Raw genomic sequence first — 20,881 nt, forward strand, 5'->3', positions numbered from 1 at the left:
TAGCGGTACTGTTGACCTTCACGGTTGCCGGACGCGAAACGGACGGGCGATGCACGCACGCCAACTGCGGGACGAGCGGGTGGTCTTCGGACGCCCGTCGCTGTCGCGCGCGGCGTTCCGCCCGTGGTTCGGAGCCCACCGCGCCCTGACCGGCGCCCCGGCCCTCGGTGCCCGGCTGGTGCGGCGCCGCTGGATCGACGGGGTCGGCTCCCCGACCGGCCTCTGTCGCCCGTAACTGATCATGACTGCCCGTAACCGGTCGTAGCTCCCCGCTGTCGTCCGGTGCCGCGCACCCCCGCGTCCAGGATCCTGGCGCCCCGGGTGCGCCCGGCAGTGCGGTCCTGCCTCGTCGTGGCCCGTCGCAGCCGCGCGGGCCTTCGGCGCCGGCCTCCCCGGCACCTGCCCGAGGTCCGGCCTCGGCCGGAGGCGCCCGGCCGAAAGCCACCACGCCGCAGCACCGCGTCGCAACTCCGTCGAAGCACCGAGTCGACGACACCGAGCAAGGCCCCGAGAAGGTCACCGAGAAGGTCACCGAGAAGTTCGAGATCGAGGAACGACTTCGCATGCCCCAGCACCCCGTGCTCACCCCCGACGGCACAACGGATCAACCCCCGGACGCCACCGACGGCGGTACCCCCGACGCGACTGACACCACCCCCGACGCCGCGCACCGTCACCCCTTGGACAACCCGGCCCGTGCCGCCCTGCTCGGCCCGCACGCCCACCTCGCCGAGCGGCACGGTGACGTCCTGCGCTACCCGGCCGACGTGTCCCCGTTCGCGGCCCTCCCTGACCGGCGTGACCGGGAGACCTGGCGGAACGTGGCCGCGCTGTACGGACCGGGCGGTGTCGTCGCCGCCACCGGCTCCCCGGACAGCGTCCCGCCCGACTGGGAGATCCTCATGCAGGGCCCCGGTGTCCAACTGGTGGACGACGGCGTCCGGGCCGCGCCCGACGAGGAGGCCGTCCTGCTGGGCCCCGCCGACGTGCCGGAGATGCTGGCCCTGGTGGCGCACGCCCGGCCCGGCCCGTTCCTGCCCCGCACCATCGAACTCGGTCGGTACCTGGGCATCCGGCGCGAGGGCGCCCTGGTCGCGATGGCGGGGGAGCGCCTGCGCCCGCCGGGCTGGACCGAGATCAGCGCCGTCTGCACGGCCGAGTCGCACCGGGGGCAGGGCCTCGGGTCCCGGCTCGTCCGGGCGGTCGCGGCGGGCATCCGCGACCGCGGCGACACGCCGTTCCTCCACACCTCGGCCGACAACACCACGGCGATCCGGCTGTACGAGTCGCTCGGGTTCCGGCTGCGCCGGCGGGTCACCTTCCTGGGCCTGCGGGTCCCGGACGGGGAGCACCGCGGGTGACCGCCGCCCCTCCCCGACCGCACCGCGCACCACCGCGGCACCCGTGGACCGCCGCACCACCGCAGGACCACCGCACCACCCCGGACCAGCACCGCACCGTTCCACCCCTTCCAAGGAGTTCGATGTGAGCCAGACCGTGAACTACGCCAGCCCCGCCGACACCGCCCTCCACGGCGAGTACCGGATCACCAGGGTGCCCGGCGACGAGCGTCCGCTGTACCGCTTCACCGGGCGGATCACCGCCGACGGCAGCAGCGGCTACCTCGCCGAGCCCGGCCGGTACCACCTGTACGCGGGCTGGTTCTGCCCCTGGGCGCAGCGCGCCACCATCCAGCGCGCGCTCAACGGGCTGGAGGACGTAGTCTCGGTGTCCTACGTCGACGGTCGGCGGGACGGCCGGGGCTGGGCCTTCCGGGAGACCCACGGGGCGGACCCGGTCAACGGGTTCACCCTGCTGCGGGACGCGTACGAGCGGACCGAGCCCGGGTTCGACGGGCACATCTCGGTGCCGACGCTCTGGGACCGGCAGACCGGCCGGGTGGTGAGCAACGACTTCCGGACCATCGGCATCGACCTGGCGACGCAGTTCGGCCAGTGGGGGAACGGCGCGGACGCCTACCCGGAGGACCTCCGGGCCGAGATCGACGCGCTGGACGCCCGGCTGGGCCCGGCCGTCAACCAGGGCGCGGGAGTGGCGGCGGGGGCCGGGGAGGCCGCGCTCGCGGCCCGGGCCACGCTGCTGGAGACCTTCGCGGAGCTGGACACCCGGCTCGCCACCAGCCGCTACCTGCTGGGCGACCGGTTGACCGAGGCGGACGTACGGCTCTGGGTGACGCTGGCGCGCTTCGACGTGGGGGCCAACCACGCCCGTGCCATCACCCCGGGCCTCGCCGAGTACCCGCACCTGTGGGACTACGCCCGTGATCTCTACCAGCAGAAGGCGTTCACCAGCACCACGGACTTCGCCACCTTCACCGAGCCGGGCGCGAGCCTCCCGGACTGGACCGCCGCGGTGGAGCGCCCGTAGGGCACTCGGGAGCCGTCTCGGCGCCCCCGGGCGCCCGGCCCCGCCCTGTCCCGGCACCGCCCTGTCCCGGCACCGCAGGGCTCCGACCTGCCCCTCGACCGACCGACCCCGCCGGGCGGACCGTTCACGCGAACGGTCCGCCCGGCGGAGCGGCGGCGGCGGGCCGGCCCCGGCTCCGGTTCAGCCGAGATCCGCGCCACGCGGCCGCCGGCCCAACCGCTCCAGCAGCGACGCCCGGTGGGTGTCGCCGCTCGCGAGGGCGATCGCCGTCCACGCCATCGCCAGGCCGCCGTCCAGGACGGCACGGTCGGCCTCGGCGCTGGTGCCGTACCGGGTGAAGTCGGGGTGGTGCATGACGGTGTCGCCGGTGCCGTAGCCGATCGTCGGGTGGATGGTGGGGACCAGGTGGGAGACATTTCCCATGTCGGTCGAACCACCGCGCAGGGCCGGGCCGGTCGGGGCGACGGTCCGCCCGAGCAGGCCGGCCGCTTCGGCGTAGAGCCGGCCCATCAGGTCGTCCTGGCGCAGGTCGGCGTAGTCGTTGCCGACGCTGCGCAGGTCGAGTTCGGCGCCGGTGGCCAGCGCCCCCGCCTCGAAGCAGGCCCGGATCGCGGCCTGGAGCGCGCGCAGGTCCTCGGCGCTCTCGGCCCGGCAGTCGTAGGCGGCGGTGGCGAGGGCCGGGATGACGTTGGGGGCGTCGCCGGCCGCGGTGACCACGCCGTGCACCACACCGCCCGGGATCATCTGCTGGCGCTGCAGACCGATCGCCACCTGGGCGACGGTCATCGCGTCGGCCGCGTTCACCCCCCGGTGCGGCATGGCGGCCGCGTGCGCCGGCCGGCCGGTGTAGGTGACCTGCCAGCTGCTGATCGCCAGGGAGGTCATACCGACACTGTCCTGCGGTGCGGCGTGGACCATCATGGCGGCCGCGACGTCGTCGAACGCGCCGCCGCGGAGCAGGTCGACCTTGCCGCCGCCGTACTCCTCGGCCGGGGTGCCGATCAGCTTGACGGTGACGCCGATCTCGTCGGCGACCTCGGCGAGGGCCAGCGCCGCCGCCACCGAGGCGGCGCCGTTGACGTTGTGCCCGCAGGCGTGGCCGATCCCGGGCAGCGCGTCGTACTCGGCGCAGATGCCGATGACCAGGTCCCCACGGCCGGCGGTGGCGGTGAACGCGGTGGGCAGGTCGCAGACGCCGCGTTCGACGGCGAAGCCCGCGGCCTCCATCAGGTCGCTGATCTTCGCGGCGGACCGGTGCTCCTCGTAGGCGAGCTCCGGTTCGGCGTGGAGGCTGTGGCTCAGCGCGATGGCGTCGTCCTGGCGCGCGGTCAGCCGAGCCCTGGCGCGTTCGCGCAGGGCCTCGGTGGGGGGAGTGGCGATCATGGAGTCCTCCTGGCGGCGAGGGCGAGGGCGATGACGGTTCTGGTGGCCCCGGCCGGTGCCGATGGCACGGGCCGGGGCGGCCGCGGTGACGGCGCGCCGTCCCGGGCAGCGGGCAGCGGGCAGCGGGCAGCGGTCAGCGGTCGGCGGGGGAGCGGTAGAGGAGCGCCAGGGCCGCGCCGGCGAGCCCGACACCCGCCGCGAGCGCCCAGGCCGTGGTGTACGCGCCGAGGTCCGGGAACACCTGCCCGGCGCCGGTGTGGGCGACGAACACCGACAGCACGACGGCGGCGCCGATCGAGCCGCCGACGTTGATGAGCAGTTCGTTGATGCCGGAGCCGACCGAGGTCCGGTCGTGCGGCACCGCCTCGACGGCCAGCGTCCGGGTGGAGTGCTGGAGGAAGCCGGTGCCCACCCCGGAGACCACTCCCCACAGCAGGAAGACGGGCAGCGAGTCGTGCCGGAAGGCCATCGCCCCGTATCCGACGGCCATCAGCACGGAGCCGAGCACCAGCGTGCCGCGGTCCGTGACCGCCCGGGCGACGGCCGGCGCGGCCATCGCGCCGGCCGCGAGCGCCAGCATGCCGGGGGCCGAGGCCGCGGCGATGCCCAGTGGGTCCAACCCCATGCCGTACCCGGCCTCCGCCGGGCTGGTCCCGAGGAACACGGCGTTGGCCACCTGGAGGCCGATCATGCAGAAGGTGAAGGCCAGGGTGACGAGGGAGACCACCGCCACACCGCGTCGGGCGAACATCCGCACGTCGATCATCGGCTCGGCGCTGCGGCGCTCCACCACCACCCAGACGGCGGTCAGGGCCGCACCGCCGACCAGGCAGGCCAGGGTCCGGACCGAGGTCCACTCCCAGCCGGGCAGGCCGCCCTGGCCCAGGCCCAGCATGACCGCCACCAGCCCGGCGCTCAGCAGGACCCCGCCGAGCCAGTCGACACTGCCGCCCGGTCGCTCACCGCTCTCCGGCAGCAGCGGCCAGGTCACCACCATGGCCAGGCCGACCGCGACCGCGGGCAGCCAGAGCGCCGTGGTCGGGCTCGCCACGTACCGGGCGATCAGGCCGCTGGAGAGCAGGCCCACGGTCAGCCCGCCGACCAGCGCGGTGACCATCAGGCTGACCCCGCGGCGGCTCTCCGCCGCCGTGCCGCGTCCGCGCAGGATGCCCATCAGCAGCGGGAAGAACCCGGCGAACGCCCCTTGGAGCACCTGCCCGACCAGCAGCGTCCCGAAGGACCGGCTCATCCCGACGAGCAGCGAACCGGCCAGCACGATCGCCAGGTTCCAGCGCAGCACCCGGCGGTGACCGTGCAGGTCGCCCAGCCGGGAGAGCACCGGGGTGAAGGCCACGCTCGCCATCAGATTGGCGATGCTGAGCCAGTTGAGCTGGGCGGCGCTGACGTGGAGCACCGAGGTCAGCGCCTTGAGGAGCGGCGAGAGGAAGCCCTGGGTGATGCCGCTGGTCAGCTCGACGACGGCGACCGCGGTCAGCACCGCGGCGGCCGTGACCGGTCTCGAAGGCCTGCCGGCCAGGTCGGCCGCGGAGGTGGTCTCACTCATGTGGGGGTGTTCCTGTTCTCGATGAACGGCCGGGCAGCCCGCCGTGGGGGCGGCGGAAACAGGCTGTCAATGTCGCCCGTGGATCGAAAACGCGGCAAGATCTGCCGTTAGACTCGGGCGGATACGGCATCCAGGGCGCCTTCCGCGGCGGATCCCGGCAGACCGGGGCCCGCCGGGATCGCGGTCCGGCGCCCCGTCCCCGACCCTCCACGGAGCCACCGTGACCGGCACCACCCCGAGCCCGCGCCCGACGGCGGACCCGACCGTCCTCGACCCCACCGATCACGCCATCCTGCGGCTGCTGCGCCGCCGGCCCCGGGCGCCCCTCGCCGACGTGGCCACCGCCCTCGGCGTCCACGAACGGACCGTCGCCCGTCGCCTGGACCGGATGACCGCCACCGGCCGGGTCCGGTTCACCGCCGCCCTGATCACCGAGTTCCTCGGCGAGGGTCTGATCGCCGAACTGGCCGTGCGGTGCGCCCCCGGCCGGCTCCACGAGACCGCGCTCGCGCTGGCCCGCCGGCCCGACACCCACTCCGTCGAGGTCGCCACCGGCGCCCCCGAGGTGTTCGCCGAGGTGGTCGTCGCCGACCAGCAGCGCCTGCTGGAGGTGATCGACGGGTCGCTCGCCAGAATGGACGGCGTCGTCGGCGTCCACTCCCAGGTCGTGCTCCAGCTCCTGCTCACCGCCAACGACTGGGCGCCCTTCGACGACGAGCCCACCCCGCTGCGCCGTGCGGTCATGGAGGGCCGCCCGCTGCCGGAGCCGGTGCCCGTGGACGAGCTGGACGAGCAGCTGGTGGCCCTGTTGCAGGGCGACGCCCGGATGTCGATGACCCGGCTGGCCCGCGAACTGCGGGTCGGGGAGACCACCGCCCGCCGCCGGCTCGCCCGCCTGATGTCCTCCCACGTGCTGCACCTGCGGCTCCAGGTGGAACCCGAGCTCCTCGGGTTCCCCGTCGAGTCACGCTTCCAGCTCGCCGTCGCGCCGCGCGAGCGCGCGGAGGCCCTGCGGGCGCTCGGTCGCGAGCCGGCCGTCCGCCACCTCGCCCTCACCTCCGGCAACCGCAACATCCTCGGTTACGCGAGCCACCGCACCCTGGAGGAGCTGAACGCCTTCTCCGCCCGTGCCTTCCAGGCCGCCGGCGGCGCGCTGGTGGACACCGCCCTGGTCATGCGCAGCTACAAACGCGTCGGCTGGGCGGCGGGCCCGGAGCGGTGACCCGCGGCCGACGGTCGCGGAACGGCCGTGCGGGGGAGGACCGATGGGACGCGTACGGCCGCCATGACCGGCACGACCGCCGTGACACCCACGACCGCTGTGACACGTGTGACTGTCGGGACACCCGCGGCGGCCACCGTGCGGCGCGCCGCGGCGGCCGCACACCGCGCTGAGCAGCGCGGACCCGGCCGCACCGACCGCCGCGGCGAGGCGGGCCACGACCGCCCCTCCTCTGATCCGACCTCAACAGGCATTGACGCGGGCACTTTTGTTGATCTACGGTTCCAGCGCGCCACGAGTTCCGGTGTTCAAGCCCTGGCTGGCCGGACGGCAACCCCCTGACGCGGTGGGGTGCTCCAGGTGAAGGCTCGGTGGACGTCCCGTTCCACAAGCGCGATCGCTCCGGCCACGGTCCGGGGCCAGGACCAGGAGGCCGACATGGCAGGGCTGTTCAGCCGCCGCCACATCGACCTGTTGCTGGTCTCCAGCGCGCTCTGTCGTCGCTGACCACCGGACGGCCGTACGGCCGGTCCGGTCCAGTGATCGACCTCTTCGCGATGCGCGCCCCCCGACCCGAGCCCGGGCACGGGCACGGGCACGCCCCCAGGCCGGCGAACGGCCCCGGGGCCGGCGCACTCGCGTCCAACACGCGTGCGGAAGCAGGGAATTCCCATGTCATCTTTCAGCAGCACCACCGGATCCGGCTCGACCGGACGCAGTCTCGCCGTCATCGCGCTCGGTACGGCGGCGGTGGTGGCCCTGACGGCCTGCACCAGCGCCCGGTCCGCCGACGGCGCCGGCGGCGCGGCGGCGAAGGCCGTCACCATCGGCACCACCGACCAGGTGACCGGCCTCGACCCGGCCGGCTCCTGGGACGCGGGGTCGGGGACGATCGAGAGCGAGGTCTACGCGACCCTGCTCAGCGCCAGGAACGGCTCCTCCGACGTGTCGCCGGACCTCGCCTCCGCGATCGCGCTGACCGGCCCCACCACCTGGACGGTCACCCTGAAGCCCGGTCTGACGTTCGCCAACGGACACGAACTGACCTCCTCCGACGTCAAGTTCAGCTTCGACCGGCAGCTGGCGATCGCGGACAAGAACGGCCCCTCCTCGCTGCTCTACAACCTCCTCTCGGTGGCGGCGCCGGACCGGAACACGGTGGTCTTCACCCTCAAGTCGGCCAATGACACGCTCTTCCCGCAGGTCCTCTCCACCGCGGCCGGCTACGTCGTGGACGAGGAGGTGTTCCCCGCCGACAAGATCCTCGACGACGCGGCCGTGGTCGCGGGCAAGCCCTGGAGCGGTCCCTACGCGATCCGCAGCTACCAGAAGAACGCGCTGGTCTCCTTCACCGCGAACACCGTCTACCAGGGGCACCTCGGCACCCCGAAGACCAAGAACGTGCAGCTCAAGTACTACACGGACGCCGGAAACCTCAAGCTCGACGTCCAGCAGGGCACCATCGACGTGGTCTACCGCACCCTGCCGATCACCGACCTCCAGGACCTGGCCGGCAAGCAGGGCCTGGCGGTGCACACCGGATCCGGCAACGGCATCCGCTTCATCGTCTTCAACCTCAAGACCCAGCCCTTCGGATCGGCCACCCAACAGGCCGATCCGGCCAAGGCCCTGGCGGTCCGTCAGGCAGTCGCCGACTCGATCGACCGCTCCCAGCTCGCCTCGCAGGTCTACAAGAACACCTTCCAGCCGCTCTACAGCTCCGTCCCCGACGGCATCACCGGCGCCACCCCCTCCCTCTCGTCGCTCTACGGCGACAAGAAGGGCGGGCCGGACAAGGCCGCGGCGGCGCAGCGGCTCTCGGCAGCGGGGGTCAGTACCCCGGTCACCCTGAACCTGCAGTACAACCCGGACCACTACGGCTCCTCCTCGGCGGACGAGTACGCGTTGATCAAGACCCAGCTGGAGGCCACCGGCCTGTTCAAGGTGGAGCTGCAGTCCACCGCCTGGGCCCAGTACGGCAAGGAGCGCGTCGCCGACCAGTACCCGCTGTACCAGCTCGGCTGGTACGCGGACTACCTCGACGCCGACAACTACCTCTCCTCCTTCTACGCCGAGAACAACTGGGTGAACAACGGCTACGCCGACCCCGCCGTGCGGGCGCTGATCAAGCAGGAGGAGACCGAGACCGACGCGGCCAAGCGCACCGCGCTGATCCAGCAGGTGCAGGACGCGACCGCGGCCGCGCTGCCGCTGCTGCCGCTGCTCCAGGGCTCCACCGCGATCGTCACCCGGGCCGGGATCGAGGGTGTGCCGGAGAAGCTCACCAGCGCGTACCAGTTCCGCTGGGCGGAGCTCTCGAAGAAGTGACCGCTCTCCCGCAGGACACCTCCGGCGCCGTCGGCTCGGCCGGCGGCGCCGCCGGGTACGGCCTCGCCCGCTACCTGGTCGTCCGCTTCCTCCTCATCGTCCCGACCGTGCTCGTCCTGGTCAGCGTCGTCTTCTTCCTGATGCGCGCCACCGGCGACCCGATCACCACCGCCTTCGGCGACCGGCTGACCCCGGACCAACTGCAGGAGCGCCTGCACCGGGCGGGCTACGACCGGCCGCTGCTCACCCAGTACCTCGACTACCTGCGGGCCGTGTTCACCGGGGACTTCGGCACCACGGCCACCGACAACCAGGCGGTGTCGCAGGTGCTGCGGACCTACGGCGCCGCGACCGTCGAGCTGTCCGCCTTCGCCTTGCTGGTGGCGCTGGCGGTCGGCCTGCCCCTGGGCATGGTGGCCGCCTCCTATCGCGACCGCGCGCCCGACGTCGCGCTGCGGCTGTTCGCGATCCTCACCTACGCCACCCCGGTCTTCTTCTTCGGGCTGCTGCTGAAACTGGTCTTCGCGATCTGGTTGGACTGGTTCCCGGCCTCGGGTCGGGCGAGCATCGATGTCCAGCTGGAACTGCAGGACCGGACCGGCAGCACCGGGCTGTACCTGGTCGACGCGCTCCGCAGCGGCGACCTGTCGGCGGTCGCCGACGTGCTGCGGCACGCGGTGCTGCCCGGCCTGGCGCTCGGCCTGCTGGTCGCCGGGGTGCTGTTGCGGCTGGTCCGGACGAACCTGATCGGGACGCTGTCCGCCGACTACGTGGAGGCGGCCCGCTCCCGCGGGGTCGGTCCACTGCGGCTGGTGACCAGGCACGCTACCCGACCGGCCCTGGTCCCCGTCGTCACCGTCCTCGGTCTGCAGATCGCGGGGCTGCTCGGCGGGGCGGTGCTCACCGAGACCACCTTCGAATGGAAGGGTCTCGGCTTCGAGCTCGCCCACTATCTGACGGTCCGTGACTTCGCGGCGGTGCAGGGGATCGTGGCGGTCTTCGCCGTGGTCGTCGCCCTGACCAACTTCCTGGTCGACGTCGTCGCGGCGCTGATCGATCCCCGAGTGAGGTACTGAGTGGTGAACGACCTGCTCGCCCGTCGGGGCGTCGCACCGCGCCGGCGGCTCCCGCTGCCCGCCGGGGTCCGCGGCAGTGTCGGGCTGCAACGCGCCATGCTGCTGACCGGGGTGGCGCTGACCGGCCTCTTCCTGCTCGCGGCCCTCCTCGCCCCGCTGCTCGCGCCGTACGGCCACGCCCAACTGCGCAGCGGTGACGAGCTGTTCGGTTCGCAGCAGCACCCGAGCGCGGCCCACCCCTTCGGCACCACCGTCGCCGGGTACGACGTGCTGTCCCGAACGCTCTGGGGCACCCGGACGGCGCTGGGGATCATCGCCGTCACCCTGCTGCTCTCGGTGGTCGCCGGCGTCCTGCTCGGCCTCCTCTCCGGCTACCTCGGCGGCCGGCTGGACCGGTTGCTGGTGGGGCTCGCCGACGCGATGTACGCCTTCCCCTCGCTGCTGCTGGCGATCATCATGTCGATCGTGATCAGCGGCGGCCGGTCGAGCCTGGCCGGCGGCCTGGGCGCGGCGGCCTGTTCGGTCGCCGTGGCCTTCGTCCCGCAGTACTTCCGGGTGGTGCGGGCCGAAGTGGCCCGGGTGAAGGCCGAGCCCTTCGTCGAGGCGGCCCGGGTGATCGGCACCGGCACGTGGCGGATCATGTTCCGGCACGTCCTGCGGAACTCGGTGCGCACCCTGCCGCTGCTCCTCACCATCAACGCCTCCGAGGCCATCCTCACCCTGGCGGGCCTGGGCTTCCTCGGCTTCGGGATCGAGCCCAACTCGGCCGCCGAATGGGGCTACGACCTCAACCGGTCGGTCGCGGACGTCACGTCGGGGATCTGGTGGACGGCGCTCGCGCCCGGTCTCGCGATGGTCCTCACCGTGCTCGGGACGACCCTGCTCGGCGAGAGCCTGACCGATCTGGCCGACCCGAGGCTGCGCCGCCGGCCCGGCGAGGGACGGCCCCTCACCAAGCCCGTACCGGAGGGAGGCCCCGGCGATGACTGACCTGCTGCGGATCGAGGACCTGCGCATCGCGTTCGCCGGCGCCGACGGCGGGCGGGCGCCCGCCGTACGCGGGGTCACCCTGTCGGTGGCGCCCGGTGAGGTGCTCGCCCTGGTCGGCGAGAGCGGCAGCGGCAAGACGGTGACCGCGAAGGCGGTCCTCGGCCTGCTGCCCGCCACGGCGTCCACCGGCGGACGGGTGCTGCTGGGGGACGGCGGGGCCGAGCCCGCCGAGGACGTGCTGACGGCCTCCCCGGCCCGGTTGCGCGCCCTGCGCGGCTCGCGCGCCGCGATGGTCTTCCAGGAGCCGTCCACCGCGCTGAACCCGGTGTTCACCATCGGCTGGCAGCTCGCCGAGGGGCTGCGGGCCCACGGGGGCGGCTCACGGGCGCGGCGGCGCGCCCGGGCGATCGACATGCTGGGGCAGGTCGGCATACCGGAGCCGGCCCTCCGGGTGGACCACTACCCGCACCAGCTGTCCGGCGGGCAGAAGCAGCGCGCCGTCATCGCGATGGCCCTGGCGCTCGGCACCCGGCTGATCGTGGCCGACGAGCCGACGACGGCGCTGGACGTCACGGTGCAGGCCGAGATCCTCGAACTGCTCCACCGCTGCCGGACCGACTTCGGCACGGCCGTCCTGCTGATCACCCACAACATGGGCGTGGTCGCGGACCTCGCCGACCGGGTGGCGGTGATGCGGGAGGGGCGGATCGTCGAGCAGGCGCCCGTCCGCGCCCTGTTCGCCGCGCCGACCCACCCCTACACCCGTGAACTGCTCGCCGCCGTACCCGCGTTCGACACGGCGGCGGTGGCGCCCGTCCGCAGCCCGGCCGCGGCAGGCACCATCGAAGCCACCGCCGGAGCCGCCGGAGCGGCGGTGCCCGTGGTGAGGGCCGCCGGTCTGACCGTCGAGCATCCCGCGCGGCTGGGCGGCCGGGCCTTCCGGGCCGTCGACGGGGTCGATTTCGAGATCGGCCCCGGTGAGGTGCTCGGCCTGGTGGGGGAGAGCGGCTCCGGCAAGACGACGATCGGCCGGGCGGTCGCGGGCCTGGTCGGCGTCAGCGCGGGAGAGCTGGACGTGCTCGGCGAGCCGCTGGCGGCCCGGGGCCGGCTGCGGCGGGCGCGGCGCTCCACGGCGGGCAGCCGGGCCGGGCAGATCGGCTTCGTCTTCCAGGACCCGGCGACCAGCTTCAATCCGCTGCTGACGATCGGCGAGTGCGTCGGCGAGCCGCTGACGGTCCACCGGCGTGAGCTCGGTGGGCGGGCGATCCGGGCGGAGGTGGAGTCGCTCCTGGAGTCGGTCCGGCTGCCGCGCGACTACGCCGACCGCCACCCGCACGAACTCAGCGGAGGCGAGCGCCAGCGCGCCGGTCTGGCACGGGCGTTGGCGCTGAACCCGCGGCTGGTGATCGCCGACGAGCCGACCTCGGCGCTGGACGTCTCGGTCCAGGCGAGCGTGCTGGAGCTGTTCGTCCGGCTCCAGCGGGAGCGGGGCTTCGCGGCCCTGTTCATCAGCCATGACCTCGCGGTGGTCCAGCGGGTGGCGGACCGGGTGGCGGTCCTGCGGCACGGCCGGATCGTCGAGTCGGGCCCTGCCGCCGAGGTCCTCGGCGCACCGAGGGCCGACTACACGCGGCGGCTGATCGCCGCACTGCCGGTCCCCGACCCGACGCGGCAGGCGCGCCGGGACCGGAGCCCCGCGCGCGCCTGACGGCGACGGCTCCCGACGGCGGTCCGGGCGCCGGGCGCGTGGTGCAACGCGCCCGGCGCGCTGTCCGCCGGACCACCCGCGCACCCGGAGGACGAGGCCGGCGAGCGCGGGGTCGTCGACCGGCGGGCCGACGTGGCCGCCCAGGGGCCGGTGATCCGCCCGGCCGGGTCGAACTCCGCCACCCGGGCCCAGTGGCGTTCCCGGGCGTCCCCGGGGCGGCATCGCCGGGTCGGGTGGATCCGGGCCCGAGCGACGGGCGGCGGCGTCGGCCGGGTTCGGACGATCCGCGCCCGGAGCGGAGCGGGGCGCGGACCCTGTCGCCCGGATCGGCCCAGGAGGCGGCCCCGATCGGCGCGGCCCCGGCCCGAGACCGGCCGGCCGGGTGGCGCCGCCCGCGCGGCGGGAGGGGCGGCAAACCGGTGCGTATCCTTCCGCTCACGGCCTTGAGTGGCCGCTGACCTGCGGCGGAGGAGAGCTGACGGTCCGTCGGTCGATCCTCGGACGTCCGTGCGGTAGCGGTACGTGGATATGACATGTACGCTGCGTGTCGCTGGTTGAACAGCATGCGGGCCTGGCCGTCGCTCCGTGGGGGGAGTCACGTCCAGGCCCGGCCGCCGGCCAGGGCCCCGGTTGCGCTCGTGGGGGAGCTTCAATCGGGGCCCGTCGACGGGCTACTGACGGTATGCCCGTTCGAAGCGGGCTTCAGTCATGCCAATCGTGCGAAGGTGACCGAACATCGGGCGCCGCCGGTCCGGCGTGCCGCGCGGACGGTGTCGCACCGGCCCGCCCGGCCGGGTGAACCGGCGGCGCGGCGAGCCGGGCGGCGGCGGTCCGGGGCGGATGATCGGCGGGTTCACGGGTGCCCACACAGCCGGAGGCGGCCATGCGGATCCTGCTCGTCGCGAGCGCGTTCAACAGCCTCACCCAGAGGGTGTACGCCGAGTTGCGGGATCTGCGCCACCCGGTCGAGCTGCATCTGGCGGGGGACGACGACGCGTTGCGCGGGGTGCTGCGGCGCTGGGCCCCGGACCTGGTGATCGCGCCGATGCTGCGGACGGCGCTCCCGCGCGACGTCTGGTCCTCGCTCCCGTGCCTGATCGTGCACCCCGGTCCGCCGGGGGACCGCGGCCCCTCCTCCCTGGACTGGGCGATCCACGAAGGAGCGGCCGACTGGGGCGTGACCGTGCTCCAGGCCGACGAGGTGATGGACGCCGGTGCCGTCTGGGCGACGGCCGCCTGCCCGCTGCCGCCCGTCGGCAAGAGCGACCTGTACCGCAACGAGGTCTCCGACGCCGCGGTGGAGGCGGTACTCCGAGCCGTGGAGCGGTTCGCCTCGGGCACCTTCACCCCGCGCCCGCAGAGCGGCCCCGACTGGCGTGCACCGGACCACACCAGGCCCTTGCTCCGCCAGGAGGTCCGGCGGATCGACTGGGCCGGGGACGACACCGACACCGTGCTGCGCAAGCTCCGGGCGGCGGACTCCCGGCCCGGCGTGCTCGACGACCTGCTCGGCGCCGCCTGGTACCTGCACGGCGGCCACCCGGAGCCGGTCCTGCGCGGTCGCCCCGGCGACCTGCTGGCGACCCGGGCCGGGGCGGTCTGCCGGGCGACGTCCGACGGCGCGGTGTGGATCCCCGAGCTCCGCCGGCGCCGTCACCCGGGTGGCCCCGCCACCGTCAAACTGCCGGCCGTCCTCGCGCTGGGTGACGCCCTCCCGGCCCTGCCCGAGCTGCCCGCGCCCTTGCTGCCGGAGCGGGACGACGCGCCCGCCTGGTCGGACATCCGCTACCGGGAGGACGGCCCGGTCGGCCGACTGCGCTTCTCCTTCCCCGGCGGCGCGATGAGCACCGGGCACTGCCGCCGGCTGCTCGACGCCTACCGGTTCGCGCTGGACCGGCCGACCTCCGTCCTGGTGCTGGGCGGTGGCCGCGACTTCTTCTCCAACGGGATCCATCTGAACGTCATCGAGGCCGCGCCCGACCCGGCGGCCGAGTCCTGGGCGAACATCAACGCCATCGACGACCTGGTCGAGGCGGTGCTCACCACCACGGACCGCCTGGTGGTCGCGGCCCTGGGCGGGAACGCCGCCGCCGGCGGGGTGATGCTCGCCCTGGCGGCCGACGAGGTGTGGTGCCGGCAGGGCGTGGTGCTCAACCCGCACTACCGCCTGATGGGTCTGCACGGTTCGGAGTACTGGACCTACACCCTGCCGCGTCGGGTGGGGGCGGCCGAGGCCGCCCGGCTCACCGGGCGGGCGCTCCCGATCGGCGCCGCGGCCGCGCTGCGGGCCCGGCTGGTCGACCGGGTGTTGCCCTGCGCCCCGCGCGACTTCGGGCGGGAGACGGACCGGCTGGCCGGGCTGCTCGCCGCGTCGCCGACGGCCCAGGACAGGATCGCCGCCAAGAAGGCCGCCCGCGACGCGGACGAGCTGGTCAAGCCGCTCGCCGCCCACCGCCGCGAGGAACTGGCCGTGATGCACCGTCAGTTCTTCACCCCGCGGGAGCCGTACCACGCGCTCCGGTCCGCCTTCGTCCACAAGCGGCCGGCGCCGGCGGCCGTGTCGACGCCCGACTAGCCGGCCGGACGGCACGGTCCGCGGCCCGGCCCGGTTGCTCCGAGCGGCCGCCCCGGCTTGCGCTCCGTCCGAGTGCTCCCCCGGCCCTGCGGACCGGCGGACGGCGGCAACCGCTGCTATGACTGGTTTGAGCCTTTTTGTCCGGCTCCCAGTTCCGAGGAGGCATCCTCATGGGTGCTGCAGCAACGAGCGCCACCGACGCTGATGTGGTGCACATTCTCTGGATCAACGCGGGCCTGAGCTGCGACGGTGACTCGGTCTCCCTGACCGCGGCCATGCAGCCGAGCATCGAGGAGATCGTCACCGGCGCACTGCCGGGCCTGCCGAAGATCGCCGTCCACTGGCCGCTGATCGACTTCGAGTGCGGGCCGGTCCAGGGCGCGGACAACTTCGTGGAGTGGTTCTTCAAGGCCGACCGCGGCGAACTCGACCCGTTCGTCCTGGTCGTCGAGGGATCCATCCCGAACGAGAGCATCAAGGAGGAGGGCTACTGGTGCGGCTTCGGCGACGATCCGCTGACCGGTCAGCCGATCACCACCAGTGAGTGGCTCGACCGCCTCTCGCCCAAGGCCACGGCGGTCGTCGCCATCGGCACCTGCGCCACCTACGGCGGCATCCACGCGATGGCAGGCAATCCGACCGGCGCCATGGGCGTGCCCGACTACCTGGGCTGGGACTGGAAGTCCAAGGCCGGCCTGCCCATCGTCTGCGTGCCGGGCTGCCCCATCCAGCCCGACAACTTCTCCGAGACGCTGACCTACCTGCTCTACCAGCTGGCCGGCTCCGCGCCGATGATCCCGCTGGACGACAAGCTGCGCCCGACCTGGCTCTTCGGTGCCACCGTGCACGAGGGCTGCGACCGCGGCGGCTACTACGAACAGGGCCAGTTCGCCACCGAGTACGGCACCCCGGAGTGCCTGGTGCGGCTGGGCTGTTGGGGCCCGGTCGTCAAGTGCAACGTCACCAAACGCGGCTGGATCAACGGCATCGGCGGCTGTCCCAACGTCGGTGGCATCTGCATCGCCTGCACGATGCCGGGCTTCCCCGACAAGTTCATGCCCTTCATGGACCCGCCGCCCGGCTCGCACATCTCGGCCAACGCGAGCTCCGCGTACGGCGCGGTGATCCGGCGGCTGCGCTCGATCACCATGAAGACCCTCGACAAGGAACCCAAGTGGCGCCACCCGGGGCGCACGCTGACGACCGGTTACCGCACGCCGCGGTGACCGGGTGGGGCGCCCCCCCACCCCGGCGGCGGCCCCCGCCCCCCCCCCGACGGTGGTTCAGCGCCGAGGCGCCGCCGGACTAACTGTGGCGACCGCGGCGGCGGGCGGCCAGGACGGCCAGACCGCCGAGGCCGAGCAGACCGACACCGGCCAGGCCGAACACCAGCGGAGCGTTGCCCGCACCGGTCGACGGCAGCTCACCGCCGCCACCGGTCGACGAGCCGGGGGCCGGCAGGTGACCGGTCGGTCGGTGGCTGGTGGGCCGGTGACTGGTCGGATGCGTGGTCGGACCGGTCGGAGCCGGGCTCGACGAGCCGGGCGCCGGAGTGGTGGGCGACCCGGTCGGCGAGGTCGGGGACGGCGAGGTCGGCGTGGGGCTGGGGGACGTCGGGGTCGGCGACGGCGAGGTCGGCGTGGGGCTCGGCGAGGTCGGGGACGGCGAGGTGGGCGTGGGCGTCGGGCTGGGCGTCACGGCGCAGTCCGGCAGGTCCCCGTCGAACGGGTAGCTGTGGATCTCGTAGCCGCCGTTGCCGGTCTGGACCAGGTTGCCCGCGAGGTACACCCGGCCGTTCATGCCGGGCTGGGCGATGGTCGTGGTGCCGGCCACGTTGCCCGCCATGACCGAGCCCTGGAACTGCGCGCTGCCGAGGATCCGCGCGTCGGTCGACGTGGGGAAGTTCCACATCAGCCTGGAGCGCAGCTCGGTGGTCTGGTCCCCGGGCAGGCCGGTCCCGGTGTAGGTGTTGATGATCGGGGCGGCCCCCAGCATGTTGACGACGACGGTGGCGCCGGCCGGGATGCCGGCGAAGACCAGTCCGATCTGCTGGGTGGCCGAGCCCAGGTTCTGGGTGACGTTGAAGACCTGCTTCATGCTGGTCCCGTCACCGGTGAAGGTGGCCTCGCTGTTGGTCACCGCGACCGTGCCGGTGGCGGTCGCGGTGGCGACGCAGGCGGAGACCTCCTCGATCTGGGTCAGCACCGCCTGGTAGGGCGCGGCGGCGTCCGGATCCTTGATCGCCTGACCGGTGGGGTCGATGTTGACGGTGCCGGTGAGCGTGCCCGCGTACCGGAGGTTGCCGAAGGCCGGCCCCTTGGAGTCGCTGCCGCCGATGAGGATCTGGTTGCCGGTCCGCACGTCCACGTTGCCGCCGACGGTGACGAAGTCGCTGCCGTTGGGCGGCACCACCCGCGAACCGACCCCGACCACGCCCATGTTGAAGGCGCCACCGCCCTGGCTCTTGTCGACGGTGAGGTCGCCCAGGGTGACGACCTTGCCCTCGACCTCGGCGGCCCGGCCGTTCACGGTGTAGTCGCCACCGGTGAAGACGTTGATCGTGGCGTCCCGCCCGGGGAAGTCCCCGTTGTTCGGCGGCGGCCAGGTGGACGGGCAGTCGGGGCCGGAGCAGGCGCCCAGCGGCGGGGCCAGCGGTGCGGCCGAGCCCACCGTCAGGACCGCGGCCATCGGGAGCGCCGCGACGGCGGTCGCCACCACCAGCCGGACGTTGCGGCGCCTACGGGCGGCCGGCGTCCTCGGGGCGGTTCTTCTGAGATCCGACGAGCCCATGCCCTGATCCATCGACACATTCCTCCGCACAGAGAGAACGCGGCAGGTCGCACAACCTGCCGCGTTTCAGTTGATCCCGGCCGATACCCGACACATCCGGTACATCCAACACCAAATCGGACGATCCATACCCTACAGACCATCAGGACCGATCCCAAGCAGTCCGGGCGACCGGGCGACCGCGCTCCGGCCGGCCCCCGCTAGGTTGGCTCCATGACTCCCGAGGACCAGGACCCGCACGCTCCGCTCGCCGCCGTCTCGGCGAGTGCCGATGTCCTGCGGCACCCCGAAGCCGGCGAACACCTGCTCACCAGCGTCGAGCGCGAGCGCGCCGCCCGCTTCCGCCTCGCGTCGGGGCGGGAGGACTTCACCGCCGCGCACATCCTGGTCCGGCTCTGCGCCGCCCGGCTGCTCGGCGTGCCGGTGACCGGGCTGACGCTGGCCCAGAACTGCCCCGACTGCGGGAAGGGCGACCACGGCCGGCCCTACCTGCCGGACCACCCGGACGTCCAGGTGAGCCTCTCGCACACCCGCGGGGTCGTCGCGGCGGCCGCCGGACACCAGCCGGTCGGCGTCGACGTCGAGCTGACGGACCGCAGCGGCGCGCTCCTCGATGTCGCCGGACGGGTCCTCAGCCCGGCCGAACTGCGGCAGGTCGAGGCGCACCCGGAGCCCGGGAAGGCGTTCCTGCGGCTGTGGGTCCGGAAGGAGTCGCTGATCAAGCTCGGACGGGCCGGCCTGGACACCCTCGCCGCCGTCGACCTCTCCGCCCTGCCGCTCGACGTCCCGGCGGACCGGCCGCTGCGCAGCCGCCACCAGGACCTGCACCTGCTCGACTGGGCGGACGCCCGGCTGGGGGCGGTCGTCTCGGTGGTCAGCACCACCGCACCGCGGGTCGAGGTGCTGACACCGCCGGCGGGCTGAGCGCCACCGGGTACGCGGGCGCGCCCGGGGTGGCCGCGGGGCCCGTGAACGGTGGCCCCACCCGGGCGACGGGGGCCCGGATAAGCGGGTGTTAGCGTGCCTGCTCGGGGCTCGGAACCGGACGCCCCGGTTGCCCGCGCCGCGTCCCCGGCGCGCAGCCCCCGTTGGATCAAAGGGTGTCCCCGCCATGGCCAAGTTCCTGCTGAGCCTGCACGTCCTCGCCTCGGTGCTGTTCATCGGCCCGGTGGCGGTGGCGGTGAGCATGTTCCCGCGCCGGGCCCGGGCCGCGCTGGCCGGCGGCCCGGACCGGGCCGCCGAGGCCGGCACCCTGCGACTGCTGCACCGGATCACCCAGCTCTACGCGCTGCTCGGGATAGCCGTGCCGGTGCTGGGCATCGGGGTCGCCCAGGTGATGGACGTGCTGGGGCAGTCCTGGCTGATCGTCTCGATGGTCCTCACCGCGCTCGCGGCGCTCTCGCTGCTGCTGTTCGTCCTGCCCGCGCAGCAGGCGGCGGTGGACGCGCTCGACCTCGGCTCCGAGGCGCCGGAGCACGGCAAGGCCGTCCAGGGCCTGCGGCTGCTGCCGATGACGGCCGGGGTGTTCAACCTGCTCTGGGCCGTGGTCGTCGTCCTGATGGTGATCCGGCCGGGCTCGACCACCGGCGCCTGAGCCCTCGGACCCACGAGCCCTCGGACCCATGAGCCCTCGGACCGGAGTCGCCGGACGGCGGCACCGGGGCCGGGGCGGGTCAGGGGCGGCTCAGGGGCGCTTGCCGCGGGCGCGGCTGCGGACACCGCAACGGGACGCCCGCCCGCTTCACCGCGCGGGCGACGATCGCCGTCTCGGCGCGGTCCACACCGAGCGGGCCGAGCGTGTCGGTGAGAAAGCGGTAGAGGCCGCCGTGGTCCGCGCAGAACAGCGTGGCCAGCAGATTGGTCGGGCCACTGGTGGCGAAGACCCCGTGCACCTGGGGGTGACGGGCCAGTGCCGCGCCGACCTCGGCGAGCCGGCCCGGCGGGACGTCCAGCCAGAGGTTGGCGTCCACGGCCATGCCCAACAGCCGCGGGTCGACGGTGGCGTGGGTGCGGAGCAGGCCAGCGGCGGCGAGCCGGTGCAGCCGGCGGCGGACGGTCGACTCGGGTGCGCCGACGGCGGCCGCCAGGGCGGCGTGGGACTGCCGGGCGTCGACGGAGAGTCGGGCGAGCAGGGCCCGGTCGAGGGCGTCGGGCGGAGGATTCTCCCGGGACCGGGCCGCAGGCGGGGTGGACCTGGGGTCGGGTGCGGGGTCGGGTGCGGGGTCGGGCCCGGGCCCGGGCTCGGATTCGGGCTCGGGCGCGGCTTCGGCCCCGGGACCGGGCGGGGTCAGGGCGGCCACCTCGGCCTCGTCCAGGTAGCCGGCCTGCCACTGCCCCGCGTCGGAGAAGGCGTGCAGCACCGTGTACGTGGTGGTCTCGGTGACCGCGGCGGTGGCGGGCAACTGCCCGTACAGCAGCCGGTCCCGGGAGCCGGCGTCACTCAGCATCACCGCGCCGACCTCCTGGCCCCCGAGCATGACGTCGACGAACGGGACGTCCGGGCGATCGGCCAGGGCCTGCGCGATGGTGTCGACCTTGCCGCGCAGCACCCGCACCCGCAGCAGCAGCGCACCGACGGCCGCGTCCTCGACCTCGGGCAGCCGGACCACCCGCAGCAGCCCGGCCTGCCGCAGCCGGGCCAGCCGACGGGTGACGGTCCGGGCGGAGACGCCGAGCACCTCGGCGATCCGGCCGGTCTCGGCCCGGCCGTCGAGCTGCAGGGCGCAGACCAGGCGGCGGTCCAGCAGGTCCAGCACGGTGTCCGGATCAGCGGTCGAGAGGTCCATGGTGTCCGTTCTCCGCCATCGGCAGCCGGTCGATCGTCCTGTTCGGCAGTGGCGACGGTACTCCTTGTCCT

Annotated in this window: 16 protein-coding genes and 1 riboswitch; of the genes, 12 read left to right on the plus strand and 4 right to left on the minus strand. The window is 74.0% G+C overall.

All coding sequences use genetic code 11. From position 1 onward, the window contains the following. The first annotated feature begins 49 nt into the window (after window positions 1-49). From ACFXHB_RS00310 to ACFXHB_RS00320, 3 genes are all read left to right on the plus strand, one after another. A complete protein-coding gene (locus ACFXHB_RS00310; RefSeq protein WP_380571007.1) occupies window positions 50-235 on the plus strand; it encodes a hypothetical protein in 186 nt (61 codons plus the stop codon). A gap of 328 nt (window positions 236-563) precedes the next feature. Continuing rightward, window positions 564-1,361 carry a GNAT family N-acetyltransferase gene (locus ACFXHB_RS00315; RefSeq protein WP_380571008.1) on the plus strand — a complete coding sequence of 266 codons (798 nt, stop codon included), beginning with the start codon at window positions 564-566 and terminating at the stop codon, window positions 1,359-1,361. A gap of 124 nt (window positions 1,362-1,485) precedes the next feature. Further along, on the plus strand, window positions 1,486-2,388 hold the full coding sequence (locus ACFXHB_RS00320) for a glutathione S-transferase C-terminal domain-containing protein (protein ID WP_380571009.1): 903 nt from the start codon (window positions 1,486-1,488) through the stop codon (window positions 2,386-2,388). Between the two features lie 180 nt (window positions 2,389-2,568). On the opposite strand, the gene ACFXHB_RS00325 is transcribed toward ACFXHB_RS00320, so the two are convergent. Both ACFXHB_RS00325 and ACFXHB_RS00330 read right to left on the minus strand, forming a co-directional pair. Next, window positions 2,569-3,771: a M20 family metallopeptidase gene (locus tag ACFXHB_RS00325; RefSeq protein ID WP_380571011.1), complete on the minus strand. Its 1,203-nt coding sequence runs from the start codon at window positions 3,769-3,771 to the stop codon at window positions 2,569-2,571. 133 nt (window positions 3,772-3,904) lie between these two features. Next, window positions 3,905-5,335, minus strand: a complete 1,431-nt coding sequence (locus ACFXHB_RS00330) for an MFS transporter (protein ID WP_380571013.1) — start codon at window positions 5,333-5,335, stop codon at window positions 3,905-3,907. A 220-nt stretch (window positions 5,336-5,555) separates the two neighbouring features. On the opposite strand from ACFXHB_RS00330, the gene ACFXHB_RS00335 reads away from it, so the two are divergent. The 7 genes from ACFXHB_RS00335 to ACFXHB_RS00365 all read left to right on the plus strand — a co-directional run bounded on the left by ACFXHB_RS00335 (window position 5,556) and on the right by ACFXHB_RS00365 (window position 16,460). Beyond that, window positions 5,556-6,557: an Lrp/AsnC family transcriptional regulator gene (locus ACFXHB_RS00335; protein WP_380571015.1), complete on the plus strand. Its 1,002-nt coding sequence runs from the start codon at window positions 5,556-5,558 to the stop codon at window positions 6,555-6,557. A 290-nt stretch (window positions 6,558-6,847) separates the two neighbouring features. Beyond that, window positions 6,848-6,957: riboswitch (SAM riboswitch) on the plus strand. A 272-nt stretch (window positions 6,958-7,229) separates the two neighbouring features. Next, entirely contained in the window at window positions 7,230-8,885 is a 1,656-nt protein-coding gene (locus ACFXHB_RS00340; protein ID WP_380571016.1) for an ABC transporter substrate-binding protein, read from the plus strand. Then, window positions 8,882-9,961, plus strand: coding sequence for an ABC transporter permease (locus tag ACFXHB_RS00345; RefSeq protein ID WP_380571018.1), 1,080 nt, complete (start codon window positions 8,882-8,884; stop codon window positions 9,959-9,961). Before ACFXHB_RS00340 ends, ACFXHB_RS00345 begins: the two co-directional genes overlap by 4 nt. Before the next feature lie 3 nt (window positions 9,962-9,964). Further along, complete coding sequence (locus tag ACFXHB_RS00350; RefSeq protein WP_380571019.1) at window positions 9,965-10,951, plus strand: ABC transporter permease; 987 nt, start codon at window positions 9,965-9,967, stop codon at window positions 10,949-10,951. Next, window positions 10,944-12,659: a dipeptide ABC transporter ATP-binding protein gene (locus ACFXHB_RS00355; protein ID WP_380571020.1), complete on the plus strand. Its 1,716-nt coding sequence runs from the start codon at window positions 10,944-10,946 to the stop codon at window positions 12,657-12,659. Before ACFXHB_RS00350 ends, ACFXHB_RS00355 begins: the two co-directional genes overlap by 8 nt. An 883-nt stretch (window positions 12,660-13,542) precedes the next feature. After that, window positions 13,543-15,234, plus strand: a complete 1,692-nt coding sequence (locus tag ACFXHB_RS00360; RefSeq protein ID WP_380571185.1) for a hydrogenase maturation protein — start codon at window positions 13,543-13,545, stop codon at window positions 15,232-15,234. Between the two features lie 170 nt (window positions 15,235-15,404). Continuing rightward, window positions 15,405-16,460: a hydrogenase expression protein HypE gene (locus tag ACFXHB_RS00365; RefSeq protein WP_380571022.1), complete on the plus strand. Its 1,056-nt coding sequence runs from the start codon at window positions 15,405-15,407 to the stop codon at window positions 16,458-16,460. A 79-nt stretch (window positions 16,461-16,539) separates the two neighbouring features. On the opposite strand, the gene ACFXHB_RS00370 is transcribed toward ACFXHB_RS00365, so the two are convergent. After that, complete coding sequence (locus tag ACFXHB_RS00370) at window positions 16,540-17,952, minus strand: choice-of-anchor A family protein (protein ID WP_380571023.1); 1,413 nt, start codon at window positions 17,950-17,952, stop codon at window positions 16,540-16,542. Window positions 17,953-18,237: 285 nt separating this feature from the next. On the opposite strand from ACFXHB_RS00370, the gene ACFXHB_RS00375 reads away from it, so the two are divergent. Next, window positions 18,238-18,948, plus strand: a complete 711-nt coding sequence (locus tag ACFXHB_RS00375; protein ID WP_380571024.1) for a 4'-phosphopantetheinyl transferase family protein — start codon at window positions 18,238-18,240, stop codon at window positions 18,946-18,948. Between the two features lie 187 nt (window positions 18,949-19,135). Further along, complete coding sequence (locus ACFXHB_RS00380; RefSeq protein ID WP_380571025.1) at window positions 19,136-19,618, plus strand: DUF2269 family protein; 483 nt, start codon at window positions 19,136-19,138, stop codon at window positions 19,616-19,618. A gap of 79 nt (window positions 19,619-19,697) precedes the next feature. Here ACFXHB_RS00380 and ACFXHB_RS00385 read toward each other — a convergent pair whose 3' ends face one another. After that, on the minus strand, window positions 19,698-20,810 hold the full coding sequence (locus ACFXHB_RS00385) for an Lrp/AsnC family transcriptional regulator (RefSeq protein WP_380571026.1): 1,113 nt from the start codon (window positions 20,808-20,810) through the stop codon (window positions 19,698-19,700). Between the last annotated feature and the right edge of the window lie 71 nt (window positions 20,811-20,881).

This window comes from Kitasatospora sp. NPDC059327, from assembly GCF_042752535.1.
In the GTDB taxonomy this organism is placed as follows: domain Bacteria; phylum Actinomycetota; class Actinomycetes; order Streptomycetales; family Streptomycetaceae; genus Kitasatospora.